Origin of the sequence: Rhizobium sullae (genome assembly GCF_025200715.1) — a bacterium.
GTDB classification, from domain to species: Bacteria; Pseudomonadota; Alphaproteobacteria; order Rhizobiales; family Rhizobiaceae; genus Rhizobium; species Rhizobium sullae.
On the sequence record NZ_CP104143.1, the window covers coordinates 3,755,227 to 3,778,620 of the forward strand.

Here is a 23,394-nt window from a genome sequence, read left to right on the forward strand (position 1 = left end):
GTTAGCTGCAGGGGGCTAAGGGGCACGGCGGCTGCGACCGCTCACAAAGAGGAGGTGAAGACACGCTGATAGCGGATCAGGCCCGAGGTCAGCACCTGTGACCGTCGCAACGGGAAATTATAGTCGCTTCTGGCACCTAGACGGCGGAGGGCAAGCGTCGTCACCTCAGAGGTCGCTCACAACTGGATCGTTACGCCTCGCGTCCGGTCGGGACAGTTACCCGGTTATCAGAATTTCAATATCGAGGATTGAAAGCGGAGGTGAGCTAGGTGCCAATTCGCATATCTACCCGCACCTGGTTGCAGAGGCAAAAATCTGAACTCCCGAGGAATCAGATTTTTGGTACTCGGTTGTATACTGATCGGGTCCATGATGTATCGCCAGCGAGTGCTTGTCCGTCAACCACTCTTCCTGTCCCCGACGTTTCGCGGATATGCAGACGTCAACACTTTCATAGGCCACATTGATCGCGTTCCGTTCCTGCCGTTGTTCGCGATCAAGAACACGGGGATAGGATTTTCTGTATATCTCCCCTTGTCCAGGCACCGACAGTACAATGAGTAGGTCTTCGTATTGAAGAGGTGTTTCATTGAACAGGAATATGCTCGCACCAGAGGGAACGTAATTCCACTCCCCGTTGGGTTTATGGCCATTTGCTTCGTGTAATAGGAACAACTCGAACTTCAGCCATCGCTCTGAGCTCTCGAGCAATCTCGATGTGTCTCCCCTTATCTCGGCGGAGATATTCTTGATGGCAGCGATATCCTGCTGGGCGACGCCTAAGGCAATTTGGAACTGCCGGACTTCTGGAAATTGAGCAGCAATCACACCGCCCTCTTCGCCGGCCTTTGTTGAGAGAGTTGAAAAGCCATACAATAGCATTGCGAGCAGAGCGCATGAGAGTCCGAATGGACGCGCCGAGAACTGTTCACTCACATCGTTGCCAAGCAATCCACTCCAGAAGCGGTCAACAACCAGCTCTTTGGGCAGCAGAAGACAAGCAAGCCCCAACATCAGAAGGCCAGCAATTGCACCTATCGCTATGTTTGAATTTTGGAGAATGTCAGAAAACGTGCCAAGTAATCCACAGAGACCGATGAACGTCGGATATGTAAAACGAGTAAGAACCTGCATTCCCCAAATGCCCCTAAGATTGCCCGACAGAGACATATCAAGGGCATCACCAATATATCGTTACTTGCACTCAATCTGGGGTTCCCAAACAGCGGGTCAGATATCTCGAGTGCTTCTTCTCGAAGCCGTTCCGCTTATGTTATCGGAATTTGGGCTCCAATTTTACAAGTCTCTGTGGACTCAGGCCCCCGCAACCAAAATTTACGAGCTATACCAACAACAAAGCCCTCCCATCGTGGAGGGCTTTCTTGCGTTTAAGGCCCAGCACACGGCTAGCGTTGGATCCTTCCGGCATCACCGCGCGCAAGCGTCGGCGGGTGGTCGGCGGCCGGGCACTGATAGTCAACGCCATCGATGACGAAGACTGGTCTCGACGTCATGGATTTAGATCTGGCCTCCGACGCCGAGGCGCTCAAGCGTCTGCCGCTCTGGTCGCCTATCTGCTTGGATCATCGCAACCGCTCAGCGGAACCAACAGGCCTAGCTTGACGTCCCTCAGCACTACATTGGTATGCATGCGCCGGATCTGCGGGTTTTCCTTCATGATCAGGGCCGCGATATCGTCGTAATGTTCGACATCGCGGGCCGTGACAATGGCGATCAGGTCCACCGCTCCGGTCACATAGTAAACCTGCTGGATGTGATCCTGCTTTTCCGCCCAGAGGCGGAACTTCGCGAGTGCATCGTAGTTGTCACGCTCGATCTCCAATCCGGCGATGAACACCATCGGCGTGCCCGTCGCCTTGCGATCGACGACGGCTACTTCCGCTTTGATGATGCCGTCCTCGCGTAGGCGTTTCAGCCGCCTCTGCACCGCCGAGGTCGAAAGCCCGACCTTTTCGGCGATGGTTTCCGCCGTCAGCTGACAATTGCGCTGAATGATGTCGAGAATATCGCGATCAAAGGCATCCAGTCTTTCCATCCCTGTTCCTTCCATTTCGGCGGCGAAATTACCCGGCGATACCGGCGTTCTGTCGTATTAAATGCATCAGAAATAGATTTCTGCATTATATATGCAAAACAATCATAATTTGCGCGTAAAAACCGCATCTATCCGCGATATTCTCCGAACATTATTTGGACCGGTACCGCGCATGACAGAATCGTCTCCCCAGGCACTTCGTGTGGATGATCTTCACAAGAGCTATGGCCCACATGAAGTCCTCAAGGGCATTTCGACAACGGCCCGCAAAGGCGATGTGATTTCGATCATCGGTTCGTCGGGCTCCGGGAAGAGCACATTTCTGCGCTGCATCAATTTGCTGGAGATGCCCGATCGGGGCCGCATCGTCGTGAACGGCGAGGAAATTACCTTGAAACGCAGCCGCAGCGGGAAGATGCAGCCGGTGAACCGGCGGCAGGTCGAGCGGCTGCGCACCGGCCTTGGCATGGTTTTCCAGAACTTCAATCTTTGGGCACATCGCACCGTTCTTGAGAACATCATCGAAGCGCCGGTCCATGTCATGGGCGTTGACCGTCGCGAGGCTATCGAGAAGGCGGAAGCACTGCTCAACAAGGTCGGGCTTTACGAAAAGCGCGACGCCTATCCCGCGTTTCTTTCCGGCGGTCAGCAGCAGCGAGCCGCCATTGCCCGTGCACTTTGCGTCGATCCAGCCGTCATGCTCTTCGACGAGCCGACCTCCGCACTCGATCCCGAACTGGTCGGAGAGGTACTCAGGGTCATTCGCGACCTCGCGGAGGAGGGCCGCACCATGCTGCTCGTCACCCATGAAATGCGCTTTGCCCGCGACGTCTCCAGCCACGTTCTCTTCCTGCGTCAGGGACGGATCGAGGAGGAGGGTCCGCCTCAACAGATTTTCGACGCCCCCTTGAGTGCCCGCTGCCGGGAATTCACCGGCATGCTTACGAATTGATGCACCGCTTCATTAGCCAGACAATCCAAACAGGAGAATTCCACGAATGAAACTGCTCGCCCTGCTTCTCGCCGGCACCACGCTTGCTCTTTCCGCTATCACGGCTCAGGCCGAGGTCCGCTTCGGCATTATGAACGAATCGTACCCACCCTTCTTCGCCAAGGATGCCTCCGGTGAGTGGCAAGGTTGGGAAATCGACTTGATGAATGCCGTCTGCAACGAGATGAAGGAGAAATGCTCGATCGTCGAGCTCTCCTGGGACGGGCTCATTCCGGCCCTGCAAAGCAAGAAGTTCGACGTCATCTGGTCATCGATGTCGAACACCGCAGAGCGCTCGAAGGTCATCGACTTCACCGACAAGTACTACAACACGCCGAGCACCCTGATCGGCTCAATGGACCAGAAGCCGGGTGCTGCGGCCGATGACGTCAAGGACAAAACCATCGGCATTCAGGTCTCGACCATTCAGTCGGACTATTACAAGAAGTATTTTGCCGATGTCGCCGACGAGAAGACTTATCAGACGCTTGACGAGGCATTCCAGGATCTCGCCGCCGGCCGCATCGACTATGTGTTCGGCGATTCGCTTGCCCTTGATGCCTTCCTCAAGAGTCACGCCGGCAAGGACTGCTGCGCGAAGATGGGCGACGTTGCCGACGACAAAGTGATTCTCGGGGCTGGTGTTTCCGGCGGCCTGCGCAAGGAGGATACCGAGCTCAAGGCAAAGCTGAACGCCGCGATCGCAGCCGTGCGTACCAACGGCAAATACGACGAAATCACCAAGAAGTATTTCGACTTCGACATCTATGGCGCAAAGTAAGCGCCCAATCGATGGCGGCTGCCCCACAAGGTGTTCTGGATCTGCTCTCCCCCTATCCCCCCGGATGGGGTGGAACCCTGCTTATGGGCGCCGCCTCCACGATCGCCATCTCCGTCGGCGCATTCCTGATCGGCCTCCTGCTCGGGACAGGAGGCGCGTTTGGCAAACTTTCCGGCAACAGGCCGCTCGGCCTGCTGCTCAGTCTCTATACGACAGCTATCCGCGCCATTCCGGAACTGATTTTGATCGTCGGGCTCTATTATGCGGGAATGGACGGCCTCAACCGGCTCCTGACCGCGGTCAATCTGCCTGCGATCGAAGTGAACGGCTTCGTCGTCGCCGTCGCCGTGCTCGGTTTCGTGCAGGGCGCCTACGTGACGGAAGTGCTGCGCGGCGCGATCCTCGCCATCCCCGTTGGCCAGATCGATGCAGCCAAGGCCTTCGGCATGGGGCCGATGCTGCGTTTCCGCCGCGTCATCCTGCCGGCGTTATTGCCAAATGCCCTGCCGGGCCTTGCCAATCTGTGGATGTCGATCACGAAGGACAGCGCGCTGGTTGCAGTTGTCGGCTATCAGGAACTGGCGCTCGCCACTCGCCTGGCCGGCGCGAGCACCAAGCATTACTTCATCTTCTTCCTGGCATCGGCCCTTCTCTATCTTGCCATCACGCTCGTCTCCAACATCGTCTTCAACCTGATCGAGCGTCATGTGCGGCGCGGACAGCCGAAGCCTCATGAGGAGCACACGGCATGACCTTCTCATGGATAGTCTCCTATTGGCCGCTTCTGTTGGCAGGCGCCGGGCAGACGGTGCTGCTGCTGGTGATCTCGGTCGCCTTCGGCTTCGTCGTCGCGATCGGCCTCGCCTTTGCGCAGGTGAGCGGCGGTCCGCTGACACAATATCTCGCTCGCGGCTACTGCACCTTTTTCCGCGGCACACCTCTGCTCATCCAACTCTGGCTCCTCTATTACGGTGTCGGTGCGCTGCTGCCTATGATCCCCGGCCTTCGCCAGAGCCTGTTCTGGCCGATCCTGCGTGAGGGCTTCTTCTTCGCGGCGGTGAGCTTTACGCTAAACTATGCCGCCTACGAGGCAGAGGTGCTGCGCGGTGCGCTGCTCGCAGTATCGAAGGGCGAGTTGGAAGCCGGCCGAGCGTTCGGCATGCGGCCCTTCACGCTGATCCGGCGCATCTGGCTGCCCCGCGCCATTCGCATCGCATTGCCGACAATCGGTGGTGAAATCGTCATGCAGCTCAAAGCGACGCCGCTCGCATTCACCGTCACAGTGATGGATCTCTACGCGGTGGCGAGCAAGGTGCGCCAGGACACGCTGCTCGTCTATGAGCCGCTGATCGTCGTTACTGTCTTCTATCTCATTCTTACGGCGATCATCGCCCGCGCCTTCCGCCTCATCGAGGCGCAGGTGCCATCGCGACGCTAACGCAAACGGGGAAATGAACGGTCATGACTCCACGCCTTTCCGGAACGTTTCGCCGTGCTGGCAGAAATGAGTGCTGGAAGGCCATCCGCCGGAGGCTCTTGCGGTTGCCAATCGGCTCGAGACCGCGGCCGACATCACCGCCAACCGCGACCACGCTTTGCCGCTTCTTGATTCCCTTTACGGAGACCCATCCATGAGCAGACTGTGCATTCTCGACGGCGGCATGAGCCGCGAACTCCTGCGCCTCGGTGCCGAACTGAAGCAGCCGGAATGGTCGGCACTGGCGCTAGTCAATTCGCCAGACATTGTCCGAAAGGTCCACGAAGAATTCATCGCCGCCGGCTCGGACGTCGTCACTACCAACAGCTATGCGCTGGTGCCTTTCCACATTGGCGAGGAGCGGTTTCAGAGGGAAGGGGCGGCGCTTATCGCGCTCTCGGGCAAATTGGCGCGCCAAGCCGCCGATGCCGTCAAGGATCGGAAAGTACTGGTTGCTGGTTCGCTGCCGCCAATCTTCGGGTCCTACGAACCCCAAAACTTTGATCCTTTGCGGGTCCAGGACTATCTCAAGGTGCTAGTTGAACAACTCAATCCCTTCGTGGACGTGTGGCTCGGGGAAACCCTCAGCCTGATCGCCGAGGGCGAGGCTGTGCGCACTGCAGTCGCCGCAAACGGGAAGCCGTTCTGGATTTCGTTCACGCTGGCCGATGACGAGGCACAGGTAAGAGGAGGTGAACCGAAGCTGCGTTCCGGCGAGCGGGTCGACGATGCGGCGAATTGGGCAGCTTCGTCTGGCGCGCAGGCGCTCTTGTTCAACTGCAGCAAGCCAGAAGTCATGCGGGCGGCGGTCGAAACAGGGTCTCGTGTATTCAAGGATAGGGGCTCCACGGTAGAGATCGGTGTCTATGCCAATGCCTTCGAAGGGGAGCAAAATGATTCCGGCGCCAATGAGGGTCTCCATACCACCCGCAATGATCTGAACGATGATACCTATTCGCGCTTCGCCTGCTCTTGGGCGGAGGCTGGTGCAACAATAATCGGCGGCTGTTGCGGCATTGGCGCCGGGCATATCCATCGCCTCAAGAAGACCCTGTTGGGGTGAAGCTGTATGTCAACCATCGTCATTGCCGTCGACCTCCTGCTGAGGTGCTTTGCAGGGGCGGGGTTGCCTACGGTAAAGGCAAGAAGTCGATGCTTGAGCGACCAGGAAATTGAGGCTGAGCCCGACATTCTTCCGGCCTGGTCGAGGGCCGGAAAGCATTTGTCAAAAGTTCAGCGGAGCATTGTCCACCACTTCCTTCATCACGAAGAAGGTGCGGGTCTGGCGCACGCCGGGCAGGGCGATCAATTGCGTGCCATGGATGCGGTTAAAATCCGCCATGTCGCGCACGCGGATCTTCAGGAAGTAATCGAAATCGCCCGCAACCAGATTGCAATCCAGCACGAAGTTCAGCTTGGCGACCGCCTTTTCAAAGGCGCCGAAGCTTTCCGGCGTCGAGCGATCTAGCACAACGCCGACCATAACCAGCGCACCGCGGTCGACCTTCTGCGGCTCGACCATTGCTCTGACCGACTGGACATAGCCCTCTTCGAAAAGCCGCTGCGTGCGGCGATGGCAGGTTGCGGCGCTGACATCGACCATCTGCGCCAATTCGGCATTGCTGAGCCGGCCGTTGTTTTGCAGCAGGCGGAGCATTTTCAGGTCGATGCGGTCCAATTCCGGGGCCATGAAAGAATCATCCGAAAATTAATATAAGAATGAAAGATATCGCCCATCTATTCGACGTTCTAGTGCAAAAGCAGAAATATCGAACGCAACTTTGAGAGCACCTTTCATGCGTGTGATGGTAGCGTTTCCCCAGTGTCATAACAAGCAGAAGGGGATCCCATGCTGGAGAAGTTCGAGCGCTATCCGCTCACATTCGGACAAACCCATATCGAAAAGCTGGAACGGCTATCCGAACATCTCGGCGGCAAGGTCGAGCTTTATGCCAAGCGCGAGGATTGCAATTCAGGTCTGGCCTTCGGTGGCAACAAACTTCGCAAGCTCGAATACATCATCCCCGATGCGATTGCTTCCAATGCCGACACGCTGGTCTCGATCGGCGGCGTGCAGTCAAACCATACGCGCATGATCGCCGCGGTCGCGGCCAAGATCGGCTTCAAGTGCCGGCTTGTGCAGGAAAGCTGGGTACCGCACGAAGATGCCGTCTATGACCGCGTCGGCAATATTCTGCTGAGCCGCATCATGGGTGCGGATGTGCAGATGGTGGACGAGGGCTTCGATATCGGCATCCGCCAGAGCTGGGAGGAGGCCATCGAGGACGTGAAGGCCAAGGGCGGCAAGCCTTATCCGATCCCGGCCGGCGCTTCCGTGCACAAATATGGTGGTCTCGGCTATGTCGGCTTTGCCGAGGAAGTCCGGGCCCAGGAAGCCGAACTCGGCTTCAAGTTCGACTATATCGTCGTCTGCACGGTGACGGGTTCCACGCATGCCGGCATGACGGTTGGCTTTGCCAAGGATGGCCGCGAGCGCAATGTCATCGGCATCGACGCTTCCTTCACGCCGACTCAGACCAAGGCCCAGGTGCTGGAGATTGCCCAGCGCACCGCCGAACTGGTCGACCTTGGCCGGGACCTGACATTGGACGATATCATCCTGATCGAGGATTATGCCTACCCGGTCTATGGCGTGCCCTCCGACGAGACCAAGGACGCCATCCGGCTCTGCGCCCGTCTCGAAGGCATGATCACCGACCCGGTTTATGAGGGCAAGTCGATGCAGGGCATGATCGACCTGGTCAAGAAGGGTTACTTCCCGGAAGGCTCCAAGGTGCTTTACGCCCATCTCGGCGGCGCACCGGCCATCAACGGCTATGCCTACACGTTCCGCAACGGCTGACGTCCTGCCAAAGCCACCCGGCGGGAAGATCATCCGGCCGGGTGTAGCAGACATGGGAACGGGATCCGAACAGAGCAAAGCGAGAAGCCGCCGGCGGATCCTCATCAGGCATGAACGCGTGACTGGGAGACGACCGTGACAAGCACCGATATCGCAATTCTGAAATCCATCGAGAAGCAGGTCCTATGGCTTGCCTGCTGGATGATCCACAGTGCCAATCACCTGCGTGAAAAGGGCGAAGTCAAGGTCGGCGGACATCAGGCCTCCTCGGCCTCGATGGCCTCCCTCCTGACGGCGCTCTATTGTCACGTGCTGCGGCCGGAAGATCGCGTCGCGGTCAAGCCGCATGCCTCGCCGGTATTTCATGCCATCCAGTATCTGATGGGCAACCAGAACCGTGACAAGCTCGAGAATTTCCGTGGCTTCGGCGGCGCGCAATCCTATCCGAGCCGCACCAAGGATATTGACGATCTCGATTTCTCCACCGGTTCGGTCGGTCTCGGCGTGGCCGTCACGGCCTTTGCCTCGATGGTGCAGGATTACATTGCCGCCAGACCCTGGGCGCAGAAGCGTCCGCTCGGGCGGATGATCGCCCTGGTCGGCGATGCCGAACTGGACGAAGGCAATATCTACGAGTGCCTGCAGGAAGGCTGGAAGCACGATCTGCGCAATACCTGGTGGGTCATCGACTACAATCGCCAGAGCCTCGATGGCGTGGTGCGCGAAGGTCTATGGCAGCGCATCGAGGCCATTTTCAAGGCCTTCGGCTGGGATGTCGTCATCGTCAAATACGGTGCGCTGCAGAAGGCCGCTTTTGGCGAGCCGGGTGGATCGCGCCTGAAGGACTGGATCGACGCCTGCCCGAACCAGCTCTACGCGGCGTTGACCTTCCAGGGCGGTGCCGCCTGGCGACGTCGGCTGCTCGACGAGATCGGCGACCGGCGCGATGTGGCGGCGCTGATCGAGCGCCGGTCCGATGCCGAACTGGCCGAACTGATGAACGATCTGGGCGGCCATTGCCTGGAAACGCTGACCGAGGTGTTCGACAGTGTCGATCACGACCGGCCGACGGTCTTCCTGGCTTATACGATCAAAGGCTGGGGCACACCGCTCGCCGGCCACAAGGACAATCATGCCGGGCTGATGACAACGAGCCAGATGGCAGATTTCCAGGCGGCAATGCAGGTCGCGCCCGGAACGGAATGGGACCCGTTTTCGACCATTGTCGATAGCCGTAGCGTAAAGGCTTTCCTTGCCGATGTGCGGTTCTTCGAGGCGGGGCCGCGACGTTTCAAGGCGGAGCGGATCGCGACAGAGGGTCCGGTTCAGATGCAGGATCGCGTTCTGTCTACCCAGGCCGGCTTCGGCAAGATCCTCGATGCATTGGCCAAAACCCACACCGCACTCGCCGCCCGCATCGTGACCACCGCCCCAGATGTCACCGTCTCCACCAATCTCGGCCCCTGGGTCAACCGGCGTGGCCTGTTTGCGCGCGATGCGCGGGCCGATACGTTTCGCGACGAGCGGGTGCCGTCCGCGCAGAAATGGCATTTCTCGCCGGAGGGCCAGCATATCGAACTCGGCATTGCCGAGATGAACTTCTTCCTGCTTCTGGCCGCCTGCGGTCTCTCCCATTCCCTGTTCGGCGAGCGCCTGCTGCCGGTTGGCACGGTTTATGATCCCTTCATCTCCCGTGGTCTCGATGCCTTGAACTATGCCTGCTACCAGGATGCCCGTTTCATGATCGTCGGCACGCCGTCCGGCATCACGTTGGCGTCAGAGGGCGGCGCGCATCAGTCGATCGCCACGCCGCTGATCGGCATCAGCCAGGACGGGCTGGCGAGTTTCGAGCCGGCCTTCCTCGATGAACTCGCAATCATCATGGACTGGTCTTTCGATTACATGCAGCGCGATGGCGACGGACAGCCGGACGAGCGCACTTGGCTGCGCGACGAGACGGGCGGCTCCGTCTATCTGCGGCTGACGACGCGGCCGCTCGAGCAGCCGGCGCCGCGCAGCGATCCGCGCTTCCGTCAAGGCGTCATCGATGGCGGTTATTGGCTGAAGCCGCCCGGGCCGAATGCCGATGTCGTCCTGGTCTACCAAGGCTGCATTGCACCGGAAGTGATTGCGGCGGCCGGGCTGCTCGGCGAAAGCCGGCGGGATATCGGCGTGCTGGCCGTGACCTCCGCCGATCGTCTCAACGCCGGCTGGACTGCGGCCCAAAGGGCGCGACGCCGGGGCGTCAATCGAGCGTCCGGTCATGTCGAGACCTTGCTCGCCGGCCTTCCTTCCCATTGCACCCTTGTCACTGTCACCGATGGACATCCCGTAGGGCTTGCCTGGCTCGGTGCCGTTCACGGCCATCGGACTGTACCGCTCGGGGTCGAGCATTTCGGTCAGACCGGCACGGTGCAGGATCTCTATCGCCACTACGGCATCGACAAGGCGGGGATCGTCAGGACGATATCCGGCCTGACTCGGGGTGCTGCAGTGTCCGAGCTTCTGCTATTCCCATGATGTCCAATGGCGTAGATCGCCGACTTTGGCGTCAGGTCTCACGAGGCCTGGCATCAGGCGCTATCTCGCGCACCGTTCATGGATTGGCGGTATTCTTCGTAGATACTGCCCTGGACACGGATATGGTCACGCATCACGGAATCGGCGCGCGCCGCATCGCCCGCTTCGAGCGCCAGCAGGACTTCGCGATGTTCGATCATCGACTGCGACAGACGGTCGCCGAAGGAAAGCTGGGCCTGTCGGAAGGGCTTGAGGCGCCTGTGCAGGCTACGGGCTTCTTCAGCCAGGAAGCCATTGCCAGACGCTTCGTAGATCATCGTGTGAAACGTGGCGTTTTCGACATAGTAGCGCTTATAATCTTGCGCCTGAAGGGCTGCTTCGCAGGCAGAGGCGGCCTGACGCAGAAGCAGCAGTTGGGCCTTGGTGATGCGGCCGGCGGCAAGCCGGGCACACCAGGCTTCGACCTCGGCCATCACTTCGAACATTTCCACAAGACGGGTGAAATCCGGCTGGCGCACGAAGGCGCCACGATTGGGAATGAGTCCTACCAGTCCGGTTGCGGACAGAAGGCGCAGAGCTTCGCGCAGCGGCGTGCGCGATACACCGAAGTCGCGCGCGAGGCGCATTTCGTCAAGCCGCTCGCCATCTTTGAAATGACCTTCGGCGATCAGCGTCTCGATGCGCTCATACAGCACATCGGCTGTCGGCGGTTTTGATGCGGGCAAATTCATATCAGTCCTCCACGCGCATTGTGGTGCGAGGTGCGGGATTTGGCAAGCGAGACGTATGCAACCTTTAGAATAAGTACGCAATTGGATAATGTTGTATACAAACATCTAAAAACGAGTACAATAACGCCATGCACTGCAAAAGCCTAAAAAATAGGCGAATTGAAAAAGGGAACGAGAATGAAACTGACAAAGACTGCGGCTGTGGCCGCTCTCCTGCCCGCATTCCTGTTTGCAAGCGCCGCCTGGGCCGGCAAGGCGGACGACACGGTCTCCATCGCTTTTGCGAAGGAACTCGAACATGTCGATCCCTATTTCAACACGGCGCGCGAGGGTATCCTGCTCGGAAATGCCGTCTGGGACGGCCTTCTCTATCGCGATCCGGCAACCGGCGAATATGTCGGCAATCTGGCAACCGGTTGGAACTGGGTGGATTCCACGACGCTGGACCTGACGCTGCGCGAAGGCGTCAAGTTCCACAATGGCGAGGCCTTTGATGCCGATGACGTCGTCTATACGCTGAATTTCACCGTCGATCCGAAGAATGGCACGAAGAACAAGGTGGCGACGGGATGGATCAAGCAGGTCGAAAAGGTCGATCAGTTCAAGGTACGCATCATCACAAATGGGCCGTTCCCGGCCGCGCTCGAATATCTGGCCGGCCCCGTCATCATCCATCCCGATGAATATTACAAAGCCGTCGGCCCGGCCGGCGTTGCCACCAAACCGATCGGCACAGGTCCTTACAAATTCGAGGCCGTCGAACCCGGCAAACATTTCGTGCTGAAGCGCAACGAAGATTATTTTGCAGCCGCCAAACCGAAAGCCAAGGTCGGCACCATCGATATACGCACCATTCCGGACATCAACACGCAGATGGCGGAACTTTTCAATGGCACGATCGATCTCGTCTGGCAGGTGCCTTCCGACCAGGCCGACAAGATGGCCGGCCAGGACAGCTTCCAGGTGATCAATGCCCCGACCATGCGCGTCGGCTATCTGTCGCTCGATGCGGCTGGCCGCTCAGGCGACAAGAACCCGTTGACGGATGTCAAGGTGCGGCAGGCGATTTACCACGCGATCAACCGCGACGGTATCGTCGAGGCGCTGATGAAGGGCACGACGGAAGTGATCAACAGCGCCTGCTCGCCCAGCCAGTTCGGCTGCGACAAGGCCGTTGCGACCTATGCCTACGATCCGGCAAAGGCCAAGGCGCTGCTGGCGGAAGCCAACTATCCCGACGGTTTTGAGATTGAATTCTATGCCTATCGTGACCGGCCTCTGGCCGAAGCGATGATTGGCATGTTGGCCGAAATCGGCATCAAGGCCAACCTTAACTATATGCAATACGCGGCGCTGCGCGAAAAGCGCATCAAGGAAGGCGTCCCGATCTCCTTCTTGACCTGGGGCTCCAACTCGATTGCCGATGTCTCGGCGATCACCAGCGAATTCTTCACCCTGGGCGGTGAAGATGACGCGCGCGACAAGAACCTGTCCGATCTGCTGGAGAAGGCCGATTCCTCCATCGATTCGGCCGAGCGCAAGAGGCTCTACACGCAGGCGCTCTCAGTGATCGCCGACAAGGCCTATTGGGTGCCGCTGTGGAATTATTCCACCAACTACGTCATGAGCGGCGACATTTCCTTCATGCCGACGCCGGACGAACTGGTCCGCTTCTACGAGATCGGCTGGAAGTGACATCCGCATCCGCGGGCCGGAACGTCGTTTGCTGGCGGCCCGGCCTGGGTTTGAGCTTCTTGTTTTCGAGGCATGTCGTGATCGCAAAACCGCTGCACACCTTAAGACATGCATTGGCCCGGTGTCGCCACGGCACGACACCGCCTGCTTGAGGGTTTCAGATGTTGAAATTTGTCCTGACCAAGATTGGCATGGCGGCGCTGGTTGCGCTGACTGTCTCTTTCATCAGTTTCACTCTTCTGTTCATGGCAGGAGATCCCGCCATCGCCATTGCCGGAGAGGGGGCTTCCGGAGAGGTGATCGTGGCGATCCGCAGCCAATACGGTTTCGACCGGCCGTTGCTCGTTCAATATGTCGACTGGCTGATGCGCGCACTCTCCGGCGATTTCGGCATGAGCTACTATTTCAAGACCCCCGTCTCAGGCATGATCGCCGAACGACTACCGGTCACCCTGACCATTGGTTTCCTTGGCATGAGCTTCGCCCTGCTGCTGGCCATTCCCGTGGGCGTTCTTGCCGCCGCCTTTCCCAATACGTTGATCGACCGGCTGGCCCTCGGCATTGCTGTTGTCGGACAGGCGATCCCGAGCTTCTGGTTCGGCCTCATCCTGATCGTTGTCTTCTCGGTCAATCTCGGATGGGTGCCGGCCTCGGGAACGCGGCAATGGACCGGCTACATCCTGCCGATGATCGTGCTCGGCTACTACGCGACGCCGGCTATCATGCGGTTGACACGGGCCGGCATGCTGGAAGTGCTGTCCGCCGACTACATCCGTACAGCAAGAGCCAAGGGCATCAAGCCTCGGCGGGTTCTGTTCAAGCATGCGCTGCGCAATGCAATCATCCCGGTGGTTAGTCTGGCCGCCGTGCAACTCGGCTTCATGTTCGGCGGGTCGGTCGTGGTGGAAACCATTTTCGCGCTGCATGGAGCGGGCTTCCTGGCTTGGGAATCGATCTCCCGCAACGATCTGCCGACCATGCAAGCGCTCATCCTGATCTTCGCGATGTTCTATATCGTCTTCACCTTCCTGGCCGATGTCTTGAACGCATGGCTCGACCCCCGTCTGAGGACTGCCTGACATGAGCGATACGTCCCAAACAATCAGCCTTGGTGTTCCCGCGGCCTTGCCGGCGCCATCTCGTGTGCTCGCCCGCAAGGCCCTGAAACATCGCGGTTTCATGGTCGGCTTCCTGATCTTGCTGTTCGTTGGCCTCGTCGCGCTTTTCGCGCCGCTGATCGCTCCATTCGATCCTTACAAGCAGGATCTTCTGGCGCGGCTCGCCCCGCCGGTCTTTCTGGGCGGAGATTGGAAGCACCTGCTCGGCACCGATGCGCTGGGCCGGGACTACCTGTCGCGGCTGATCTACGGCGCTCGCGTCTCGCTGCTGATCGGATTTACCGCGGCTCTCATCTCCGCCGTGATAGGCACTACACTCGGTGTTCTTGGCGGCTATTTTGGCGGCAAGGTCGACGCGGTGGTCATGTTCATCGTCTCGGTGCGGCTGGCTTTGCCGGCAACGCTGGTGGCGCTGGCCGTGGTGGCGCTGTTCGGCGGATCGTTGACCGTCGTCGTTTCGGTGCTCGGACTGCTGCTCTGGGACCGTTTTGCGGTGGTGCTGCGTAGCGCCACCATGCAGGTGCGGCAGATGGACTACATCGCGGCGGCTGAAGTGCTGGGCGCCAGCCTGCCACGCATTCTGTTCAAGGATGTGCTGCCGAATGTGATGAATGCGCTGATCGTCATCGTCACGCTCGAAATGGCCCACGCCATTATCCTGGAAGCGGCATTGTCCTTCCTCGGGCTCGGCGTTCAGCCGCCAACCCCATCCTGGGGGCTGATGATCTCCGAGGGCAAGGAAATGCTGCTGTTCGAGAGCTGGCTGATCACCATTCCCGGTATCGCCCTGTTCATCCTGGTCTTTTCAATCAACATGCTGGGCGACGGCATTCGCGACGTGACCGCGCCGGAGGGCAGAAACTGATGACCCACCCTGCCACGCCCGTCCTATCGATCTGCAACCTGACCATCGACCTGCCGAAGGGCGGCGATCGCCCGCATGCCGTCAGCAACCTGTCGCTCGATATCCACGAGAAGGAAATCCTCTGCATCGTCGGGGAATCCGGTTCCGGAAAATCGATCACATCCTTTGCCGCCATGGGTCTCTTGCCAAAAATCCTGAAGCCGTCGTCAGGCGAAATTCTCTTTGAAGGTCGCGATGTGCTGAAGCTCTCCGAGGCCGAGCATGCCCGCTTGCGCGGCAGCCGCATGGGCATGATCTTCCAGGAGCCCATGAGTGCGCTCAATCCGTGTTATACGGTCGGCGACCAGATCGAGGAAGTCTTCGAGGCGCATACGCACATATCCAGTGCCGAGCGCCGGGCTCGCACATTGGCTCTTCTTAAGGAAGTGCGTCTTCCCGACCCCGAACGCCTCTATCATGCCTATCCGCATCAACTGTCGGGCGGCCAGCGCCAACGCATCGTCATCGCCATTGCGCTCGCGATGGAGCCGCGCCTGCTGATCGCCGACGAACCGACGACGGCGCTCGATGTCACGACGCAGGCGCAGATCCTCGACATGTTCAAGGCGCTGAAGGAAAGCCGTAAGGCAGGCATCCTGTTCGTCACCCATGATTTCGACGTGGTGGCCGAACTGGCCGATCGTGTATTGGTGATGCAGAAGGGCGTGGTCGTCGAGCAGGGCACCGCCGAACAGGTGCTCAATAGCCCGAGCCATCCCTATACACGCATGCTGATCGATGCCGTGCCGAAACGCCATGGCATCAAGGGCAAACCTGATACGTCTGCGCCGATCGCGCTGAGGGTCGCAGGCATTGAAAAGACCTATTCGACCGCCCGCACGCTGTTCAAGCCGGCCCGCAAGGTGCATGCCGTCAAGCCGACGGACTTTACCGTCCTGGAAGGCCAGACGCTTGGCATCGTCGGAGAATCCGGCTCCGGCAAGACGACGCTGGTGCGTTGCCTGATGGGGCTTGTCGAGCCTGACGAGGGGTCCGTCTGGATCGGCAATTTGAGGTTGGAAACGACCACGGCCGCCGGCCGGCGCAATTTCAGAAAACATATCCAGATCGTCTTTCAGGACCCCTATGGGTCGCTCAATCCGCGCCGCAAGATTGGCGACCTGCTGGTCGAGGGGCCGGTCAATTTCGGCGTGCCGCGCAAGCAGGCCATGGAGAAGGCACGAGCGCTTCTGAAGATCGTCCGACTGGAGGAGGATGCGCTCGATCGGTATCCGGCGCAGTTTTCCGGTGGCCAGCGCCAGCGCATTTCGATTGCCCGCGCCCTGATGGTCGAGCCGAAAATCCTGATCGCCGATGAAGCGGTGTCGGCGCTCGACGTTTCCGTGCAGAAGGACGTGCTGAAGCTGCTCGACGACATCCGCAAGGCCGTCGGCCTGACCGTCATTTTCATCACCCACGATCTGCGGGTGGCGGCCGAAATTTCCGACCATATTCTCGTCATGTCGAAAGGCGAGGTGGTGGAATATGGCGTGGTCGACGACGTTTTCGGCAAACCGCAACATTCCTATACGCGCCAACTGCTCGCCGCCATGCCCGGCCGCGGCTGGGAAGCGCCAGATATGGCAGCGCTTGGCCCTGCCGACGCAGCGAGGTAAATGCATCCCATGGACAGAACACACCTGATCGAAGCCGCCGCGCACTATGTCGACGGCGGAGGGCTGGTCGCGGATCTGGCCGCGCTCGTGGCGCGCCGCTCCGTCAGCCAGTCGGAAGGGCGGATCGAGGATCTCTACGCCTATCTGCAGGAGGATATGCAGCCCCTGTTGTCGGCCATGGGCTTTGCCGTCGAGATTTTCGACAATCCCCGCGAGGGCGGCGCTCCCCTGCTGATCGCCAGCCGCATTGAGGACGAGAGCTTGCCGACGGTTCTGGTCTATGGCCATGGCGATGTCTGCAACGGGGAGGCCCATCGCTGGCGGGAGGGACTTGAGCCCTTCACGCTGATCCAAGAGGGCGACAGGCTCTATGGCCGCGGCACCGCCGACAACAAGATCCAGCATCTGATCAACATCAGGGCGCTGGAATTGCTGATCCGCGAAAATGGCCGGCTCGGTTTCAATGCCAGGATCATTCTCGAAATGGCCGAGGAGACCGGCTCCTTCGGGCTGCGCGAATTCTTTACCGCCAACCGGGAGCGGCTGGCAGCCGATGTGCTGATCGCGTCGGACGGCCCGCGTTTGGCCGTCGACACGCCGACCATGTTCATGGGGTCGCGCGGCGGCATGTCGATCAATCTGATGGTCAATCTGCGTGACGGCGACCACCATTCCGGCAACTTCGGCGGATTGCTGGCCGATCCCGCCATCATCCTGGCCCAGGCGATCGCGACGATCACGGATGCGCGGGGTCAGATCCGGATCCCCGAATGGCGCCCGACGAGCCTGACGCCCGATATCCGTGCCACCCTCCGCGATTTGCCGCCGCGTCACCACGATAGCGAATGGGGCGAGAGCGATCTGACGCCGAGCGAACGCGTTTTCGGCTGGAATTCCTTTGCCGTGCTCGCCATGTCCTCTGGCAATATCGACGCGCCGCAGAATGCCATCTCGGGCTCGGCGCAGGCCACCTGCCAGCTGCGCTTCGTCGTCGGCACTGACATTGAGGACATTATCCCGGCGCTGCGCCGCCATCTCGATGCCCAAGGCTTTCCCATGGTCGAGGTTCGTCCCGCGCGCGGTGAGGCCTTCCGGGCCACCCGCTTTTCGCCTGATCATCCCTGGGTGCGTTTTGTCCAAAACTCGCTGGCGCAGTCGGCGGGAAAGCAGCCGCATGTACTGCCCAATCTGGCCGGCTCCCTGCCCAACGATGCCTTTACCGACATCCTCGGGCTGCCGACGATCTGGATTCCGCACTCCCATGCCGAATGTGGCCAGCACGGCCCCAACGAGCATGCGCTCGTGCCGATTGCACGCGAAGGCGTGCAGGTGATGACAGCGCTGTTCCTCGATATCGCCGAGAATGCCGCAAGCCTGAAAGCGATTGCCTGATCGATGGATTTCGTTCTGCTCTTTGTCTTTCTGGCCGCGACAGGCGCCTTGTCCGGCCTGATTGCCGGCCTGCTCGGGATCGGCGGCGGTGTCGTCCTGGTGCCAGCGCTCTATTACGTCTTCGAGTTCCTCGGCTATGAGAGTGACCGCTTGATGCAGGTCTGTGTCGCGACGTCTGGCGGCACAATCATCTTCAATTCAGCGCGTTCGGTTCTGATGCACCATCGGCGTGATGCGGTCGACTGGTCCGTGCTCAAGCGCTGGGGACCCGCGATTTCCCTCGGCGCGCTGGCCGGGGTGGTGGGTGCCGCTTCGCTGCGCTCGGCCAATCTGTCGGTGATCTTCGGGGTGATTGGAATGGTGATAGGGCTCTACATGCTGATCAGCCGGCCGCACTGGAAACTGTCGGACACGATGCCGGGCCGGGTGCTGGCCAGTGCCTACGGGTTGGTCATCGGTTTTTTCTCGGCGATGATGGGCATCGGCGGTGGCTCCTTCGGCGTGCCGGCCATGACGCTCTATGGCATGCCGGTGCAGAAGGCGGTGGCCACGTCCTCGGGATTCGGGCTGTTGATCTCCGTGCCATCGTTTGCCGGATTTCTGATCGCCGGCTGGGGCCTTCCCGGTCTTCCGCCCTACACGATCGGTTTCGTCAACCTGCCGGCTCTGGTCGTCATCGTTGCCATATCGATGACCACGGTCTCCCTCGGCGTCCGGCTGGCGCATTACCTGCCGGCTGCTATGCTCAAGCGGATTTTCGCCGTGTTCATCTCGCTGTTGGCCCTCAATATGCTGACCAAGGGCCTTGTCGCTCTCTCGATGTAAAAAAGGTATCGCCATGAGCAAGACCCATCCCGCCGATCTCGATGCGATGGAAGCTCGCCGGCTGATTGGGCAGCGCCGCCTGTCTCCGGTTGAACTGGCAGAGGCCTGTATCGAGCGCGTCACGCAGATCAATCCCGCGATCAATGCGGTGGTGGCGCAGGATTTCGACCGTATCCGGGACGAGGCGCGGCAGGCCGAGCAAAGCGTGATGCGTCATAAGGCGCTCGGTCCATTGCACGGCCTGCCTTTTGGCGTCAAGGACATGATCGACGTCCAGGGCCTGCCGACCACCTTCGGCTCGGAAATCTTTCGCGACAATATCGCGGAGAAGGATGATGCCATCGTTGCCGCCATGCGCCGGGCCGGCGGCATTCCTCTTGGCAAGACCAACAATCCGGACTGGAGCGCCGGCGGCAATACCCGCAACGCCGTTTATGGCGTCACGGCCAATCCTCACGACACGACGAAAAGTGCAGCCGGCTCGTCGGGCGGTTCGGCAGCCCTTCTTGCGGCCCGAATGGCACCGCTGGCCACGGGTTCGGACACTGGCGGCAGCCTGCGCAATCCTGCCGCCTTCTGCGGTGTTGTCGGCTTCCGCCCATCTCCCGGCGTTGTTCCCGGCGATACACGCGCCATGGCGCTGATGCATCTGTCGACCAGCGGGCCGATGGGGCGTAGCGTCGCGGATGTGGCTCTGATGCTGTCGGTTATGGTGCGGCCCGATCGGCTCGACCCCTATACGGTGGTCGTCGATGGGCAGACTCCGTGGCAGGCCGACCGCTTCAGCCAGGGCCGGCGTCCGGACCTGGCTGCCCTTCGGATTGTCGTGACCGAGGATTTCGGCTTTGCGCCGACCTCCATGATGATCCGCGAGACTTTTGGCCGGGTGGTGGCGCGGCTGTCTGACCATCTCGGCAGGGTCGATGAGACCCACCCCGATTGTACCGATGCCGATCGCATCTTCTCCGTTCTTCGCGGCGTGATGTTTCTCGGTATGCACCACACGCTGTTGCAGACCCACCCGGACAAGATCGGCCCGAATGTCCGCGCCAATATTGAGGAGGGCCTAAGCTATGGGCCGCTCGATATTGCCGATGCACTGGTGAAACAGGGCCGGTTCTATCGCGATTGGCAGCGGTTTTTCGAAGACCATGATTATGTGCTTTGCCCGGCCGTGACCATCAGCCCACGCGACTGGCACGAGCTTTATCCGACCGAGATCGACGGTCAGCCGACGAAAAACTACTATCACTGGTTGGCCATGGCCTATGCCTCAACGCTGGCCGGCCATCCGTCGATCACCATCCCCGTCGGCCGAGACGCGCTCGGCATGCCCTTCGGTCTGCAGATCGTCGGCAGGCGGCATGATGACGCCGGCGTTCTGCAGGTGGCGGCCGCGATTGAGGAGATCTTTGCGGACGACCTGATTTTTGGGGTTCCCATTGTCGACGTGCAGACGCTGAAGACGGCTCCAAAACTGGCCGACTGCGAGGGGTTCATGGGCTTCTAAAGCACATCCCTTGAACACGGAATCGACGTGGGGATTTCCCTCTTTGTGATTTCAATGATTCCATGCCCCCGACTGATTTGTCGGAGGGAGCGAATGACACGAGCATTGAGCGATGATCTTCGCAGCCGCGTTTTGGCGGCTCGGCAGATGGAATGTGAGCGCGGTCTGCAGCGGCGCGGTTCGGGATTGGGATCTCTTCAGCGATAGCTTGGACCGCGAACAGTGGCCGGCGAACGACAACCGCCATCTCCTCTCTCAGCTTGGAAAGCTTGCCCGAGCCGCAGCACGAGCAGCTTTGATACCACCAAAGCCTCACGGACGGCATAGAAACTCAAAAGGCTGAGTCCTGTGCAATACAGAACCCAGCCCTTAAATCTGCCCAGCCTTTTAACCCGTCCAACTTTACGGGTCAGTTCACGAAACCGGGCCTTCGAGGAAGAGAAGTTCGATTCAGCTTCTGATCGTTGCTTTGCCTTGTTCCACCAGGCGGGCCGCGGCGTCTGCGGGCGTCGTGCGTTCGAAGGCGAGTTCGTCGGCGATCGGGCGAAGGACGCGCTGGTCGAATTCCGTCGCACCGAGCGGGGCCGGTGCCGGGTAGTCCCCGACCTGATCCTTGAGCAGCTCAACGTACTTGACGGTTTCCTGCTCCGTCGGGTTGAGGTTCGGCAGGATTGCTTCGCGGACGGTCGCCGACATCGGCACGCCGCGTTCCACGCCGAGGATCTTGCCGGCTTCGGTATCGTTGACGAAGAAGTCGATGAACTTGGCGGCCGCTTCAGCGTTCTTCGTTGTCGCCCCCATGCTCCAGATGAGCGCGGGGCGGTAATAGTGGCCGGAGGGACCGCTCTTCCTTTCACGCGGCAACATGGTGATCGCCAGTTTGCTCTTCGAGATCAGCTGATAGCCGACGAGCTGGTTCGAGTAGGCCATGCCGATCGCCGATTTGCCGAGCGCCAAGCAGTTGGTGTCGATGGTGTTCTGGTCGAGCGTCTGGACATCGGCCGCGACCGTGCCGCCCTTCTTGCGCAGTTCCTCCCAGAAGCTGTACCACTCCTTGGCGTCTTCGACATCGAAACCCAGGCTGCCATTGGCGTAGAGGCTCTTGCCGCGCTGGCGCAGCCAGGCATCGAAGACATAGGCATAGCGCGCGCCGTAGGGGCCACCCCAGTAATTGTCCTTGCCGGCGGCCTTTGTGAGCTCGACGGCCAGTTTGGCATATTCGTCCCAGGTGAGGTCCGGCGTCGGCAAGGCAAACCCTGCCTTTTCGAAGGCCGTCTGGTCGAAAAAGAGTGCGAAGGAGTTCAGGCCGAGGCCGATGCCATAGAGCTTGCTGTCGACAGTCGTCAGCTTCAGCATGTCCTTGCCGAAGGCGTCGACCTTGAGAGCCGAGGGAACGAACTCGTCGAGGGGCATGCAGGCGCCGCGCTTGGAGTAATCGGAGATCGTGCTGGGCTCGAGCTGGAACACATCGGCGATCGCGCGGCCGGCCATCTGCGTCGCGAGTTTCGTCCAATAACCGTCGCCGCTGAGCGACTCGCCGACGATCGTGACGCCCGGCGTTTTGGCCTGATAGAGTTTTGCGACTTCCAGCGTACGCTTGGCGCGGTCGTTCGAGCCCCACCACATGGCGCGCAGCTGCGTGTCTTCGGCGAAAGCCGGAATGGCGCTGCCTGCGCCGAATGCGAGCCCCGTAGCCACACCGGCCGAGCCCTTCAAAAATGAACGTCGATTGATCTGCATGATTGTCCTCCTTTGTCGGCTGCCAGCGCCGTCCTCCAACGGTTCTCCGGCATGTCACGAGCAGAGTACGCAAAAAATTTCTGTTTGCAACATTTTATCTTTCACTTGCAAATTTGCGTAATTTGCATAATTTTGAGCCATGAATGAAATCAAACCCAGGCGGCCGCGTCAGGCCGATATTGCAGCCTTGGCGGGCGTCTCCGTTTCGACGGTCTCACGCGTGCTTGCCAACGAACCCGGCATTAGCGGGAGCGTGCGCGAGCATATTCTGAAGGTGGCGGCCGAGTATGGATACCAGGTGAGATCACCTCAAGAAGCGGTTCCCGGCGGACTTGCGCTGATTGCGAGCGACGGCGTCACGGGCGGACTGAGCGTTTTCTACGAGTCCATCGTCGAGGGGCTGCGAGCAGCGGCGGCGGAGAACGGAATGCCCTTCGAGGTTCGGCTGATCCGGGAAGACCGCGCGACGCCCGAAGTCATTCGAGACCAATTGAAGTTGGCGCGTGCCGAGGGTCTCTTTCTCGTCGGCATCGATCCGAACGAAAGCTTGCGCGGCTGGATCGAGGACGAAAGGGTTCCGGTCGTCCTCGTCAATGGCACGGACCCGCAGCTTCGCCTCGACGGTGTTTCACCTTCCAATTTTTTCGGCGCCTTCCAGGCTGCCGAACGGCTGCTGAACGCCGGTCACCGGCGCATCCTGCATCTGACCGGCTCCCACCGTCATACGATCCGCGAGCGTATCCGCGGTTTCGAGGCGGCGGTGGCGTCAATCCAAGGCGCAGAAAGCAGGCTTGTGCCGATGAACTTTCACGGCAGTGCCAGCCGCGAGGCGCATGAACTGACGGCGGCGGTCCTCGCAGAGAACGCCGGTTTCACGGCTGCCTTCTGCATGAACGATTTTATCGCGGTCGGCGTGCTGGAGGCTGTGACGGAAGCGGGCCTTCGCGTGCCGAAAGACTTCGCAATCGTCGGTTTTGACGATCTGCCTTGCGCACTGATGACCAATCCGCCGCTTTCCACCATGCGAGTCGATCGTGCAGCACTTGGCCGGGAGGCGATCGGCTTGATGATGTCCCGGTTCCGCGACCGGGCGGCCCCCGCCCGTCATGTATGCCATGCGGTCATCCCCGTTGCCGGGGGTACCGTGCCCGAAGTCGTAACCTCTTGAGTGATTC

The 23,394-nt window shown here is 60.0% G+C and carries 20 protein-coding genes; 15 read left to right on the forward strand and 5 right to left on the reverse strand.

The window, feature by feature from the left end:
- Nucleotides 1–285: 285 nt before the first annotated feature.
- Nucleotides 286–1,134 (reverse strand): hypothetical protein, encoded by an 849-nt coding sequence (locus N2599_RS18585; RefSeq protein ID WP_027511985.1) that lies wholly within the window; start codon nt 1,132–1,134, stop codon nt 286–288.
- A 436-nt stretch (nt 1,135–1,570) separates the two neighbouring features.
- On the reverse strand, nt 1,571–2,056 hold the full coding sequence (locus N2599_RS18590; protein ID WP_027511984.1) for an Lrp/AsnC family transcriptional regulator: 486 nt from the start codon (nt 2,054–2,056) through the stop codon (nt 1,571–1,573).
- 172 nt (nt 2,057–2,228) lie between these two features.
- Between N2599_RS18590 and N2599_RS18595 the strand changes: the two genes are divergently transcribed.
- The 5 genes from N2599_RS18595 to N2599_RS18615 all read left to right on the forward strand — a co-directional run bounded on the left by N2599_RS18595 (nt 2,229) and on the right by N2599_RS18615 (nt 6,368).
- A complete protein-coding gene (locus tag N2599_RS18595) occupies nt 2,229–3,008 on the forward strand; it encodes an ABC transporter ATP-binding protein (RefSeq protein WP_027511983.1) in 780 nt (259 codons plus the stop codon).
- A 46-nt stretch (nt 3,009–3,054) separates the two neighbouring features.
- The gene (locus N2599_RS18600) at nt 3,055–3,828 is read left to right on the forward strand and encodes a transporter substrate-binding domain-containing protein (protein ID WP_027511982.1); all 774 of its coding nucleotides are present in this window, start codon (nt 3,055–3,057) and stop codon (nt 3,826–3,828) included.
- An 11-nt stretch (nt 3,829–3,839) separates the two neighbouring features.
- A complete protein-coding gene (locus N2599_RS18605) occupies nt 3,840–4,580 on the forward strand; it encodes an ABC transporter permease (RefSeq protein ID WP_027511981.1) in 741 nt (246 codons plus the stop codon).
- Nucleotides 4,577–5,266 (forward strand): ABC transporter permease, encoded by a 690-nt coding sequence (locus N2599_RS18610; RefSeq protein ID WP_027511980.1) that lies wholly within the window; start codon nt 4,577–4,579, stop codon nt 5,264–5,266. The genes N2599_RS18605 and N2599_RS18610 overlap by 4 nt, the downstream gene beginning before the upstream one ends.
- A gap of 193 nt (nt 5,267–5,459) precedes the next feature.
- Nucleotides 5,460–6,368, forward strand: coding sequence for a homocysteine S-methyltransferase family protein (locus tag N2599_RS18615; RefSeq protein ID WP_027511979.1), 909 nt, complete (start codon nt 5,460–5,462; stop codon nt 6,366–6,368).
- 162 nt (nt 6,369–6,530) lie between these two features.
- On the opposite strand, the gene N2599_RS18620 is transcribed toward N2599_RS18615, so the two are convergent.
- The gene (locus tag N2599_RS18620) at nt 6,531–6,995 is read right to left on the reverse strand and encodes an Lrp/AsnC family transcriptional regulator (RefSeq protein WP_027511978.1); all 465 of its coding nucleotides are present in this window, start codon (nt 6,993–6,995) and stop codon (nt 6,531–6,533) included.
- A gap of 159 nt (nt 6,996–7,154) precedes the next feature.
- Between N2599_RS18620 and N2599_RS18625 the strand changes: the two genes are divergently transcribed.
- Nucleotides 7,155–8,168: a 1-aminocyclopropane-1-carboxylate deaminase gene (locus tag N2599_RS18625; RefSeq protein WP_027511977.1), complete on the forward strand. Its 1,014-nt coding sequence runs from the start codon at nt 7,155–7,157 to the stop codon at nt 8,166–8,168.
- A gap of 201 nt (nt 8,169–8,369) precedes the next feature.
- On the forward strand, nt 8,370–10,688 hold the full coding sequence (locus N2599_RS18630) for a thiamine pyrophosphate-binding protein (RefSeq protein WP_084606573.1): 2,319 nt from the start codon (nt 8,370–8,372) through the stop codon (nt 10,686–10,688).
- 53 nt (nt 10,689–10,741) lie between these two features.
- Here N2599_RS18630 and N2599_RS18635 read toward each other — a convergent pair whose 3' ends face one another.
- Nucleotides 10,742–11,419, reverse strand: coding sequence for a GntR family transcriptional regulator (locus tag N2599_RS18635; protein ID WP_027511975.1), 678 nt, complete (start codon nt 11,417–11,419; stop codon nt 10,742–10,744).
- Between the two features lie 177 nt (nt 11,420–11,596).
- Between N2599_RS18635 and N2599_RS18640 the strand changes: the two genes are divergently transcribed.
- From N2599_RS18640 to N2599_RS18670, 7 genes are all read left to right on the forward strand, one after another.
- On the forward strand, nt 11,597–13,114 hold the full coding sequence (locus tag N2599_RS18640) for an ABC transporter substrate-binding protein (protein ID WP_027511974.1): 1,518 nt from the start codon (nt 11,597–11,599) through the stop codon (nt 13,112–13,114).
- A gap of 161 nt (nt 13,115–13,275) precedes the next feature.
- Nucleotides 13,276–14,193: an ABC transporter permease gene (locus tag N2599_RS18645; protein ID WP_027511973.1), complete on the forward strand. Its 918-nt coding sequence runs from the start codon at nt 13,276–13,278 to the stop codon at nt 14,191–14,193.
- 1 nt (nt 14,194) lies between these two features.
- Nucleotides 14,195–15,097 (forward strand): ABC transporter permease, encoded by a 903-nt coding sequence (locus tag N2599_RS18650; protein WP_027511972.1) that lies wholly within the window; start codon nt 14,195–14,197, stop codon nt 15,095–15,097.
- Nucleotides 15,097–16,752, forward strand: coding sequence for a dipeptide ABC transporter ATP-binding protein (locus N2599_RS18655; protein ID WP_027511971.1), 1,656 nt, complete (start codon nt 15,097–15,099; stop codon nt 16,750–16,752). The genes N2599_RS18650 and N2599_RS18655 overlap by 1 nt, the downstream gene beginning before the upstream one ends.
- Nucleotides 16,753–16,761: 9 nt before the next feature.
- The gene (locus N2599_RS18660; RefSeq protein WP_027511970.1) at nt 16,762–18,144 is read left to right on the forward strand and encodes a M20 family metallopeptidase; all 1,383 of its coding nucleotides are present in this window, start codon (nt 16,762–16,764) and stop codon (nt 18,142–18,144) included.
- 3 nt (nt 18,145–18,147) lie between these two features.
- The gene (locus tag N2599_RS18665; protein WP_037142931.1) at nt 18,148–18,969 is read left to right on the forward strand and encodes a sulfite exporter TauE/SafE family protein; all 822 of its coding nucleotides are present in this window, start codon (nt 18,148–18,150) and stop codon (nt 18,967–18,969) included.
- A 13-nt stretch (nt 18,970–18,982) separates the two neighbouring features.
- Nucleotides 18,983–20,479, forward strand: coding sequence for an amidase (locus N2599_RS18670; RefSeq protein ID WP_027511968.1), 1,497 nt, complete (start codon nt 18,983–18,985; stop codon nt 20,477–20,479).
- 450 nt (nt 20,480–20,929) lie between these two features.
- Here N2599_RS18670 and N2599_RS18675 read toward each other — a convergent pair whose 3' ends face one another.
- Nucleotides 20,930–22,219: an ABC transporter substrate-binding protein gene (locus N2599_RS18675; protein WP_027511967.1), complete on the reverse strand. Its 1,290-nt coding sequence runs from the start codon at nt 22,217–22,219 to the stop codon at nt 20,930–20,932.
- 139 nt (nt 22,220–22,358) lie between these two features.
- On the opposite strand from N2599_RS18675, the gene N2599_RS18680 reads away from it, so the two are divergent.
- Nucleotides 22,359–23,387: a LacI family DNA-binding transcriptional regulator gene (locus N2599_RS18680; RefSeq protein ID WP_027511966.1), complete on the forward strand. Its 1,029-nt coding sequence runs from the start codon at nt 22,359–22,361 to the stop codon at nt 23,385–23,387.
- Nucleotides 23,388–23,394 lie beyond the last annotated feature (7 nt).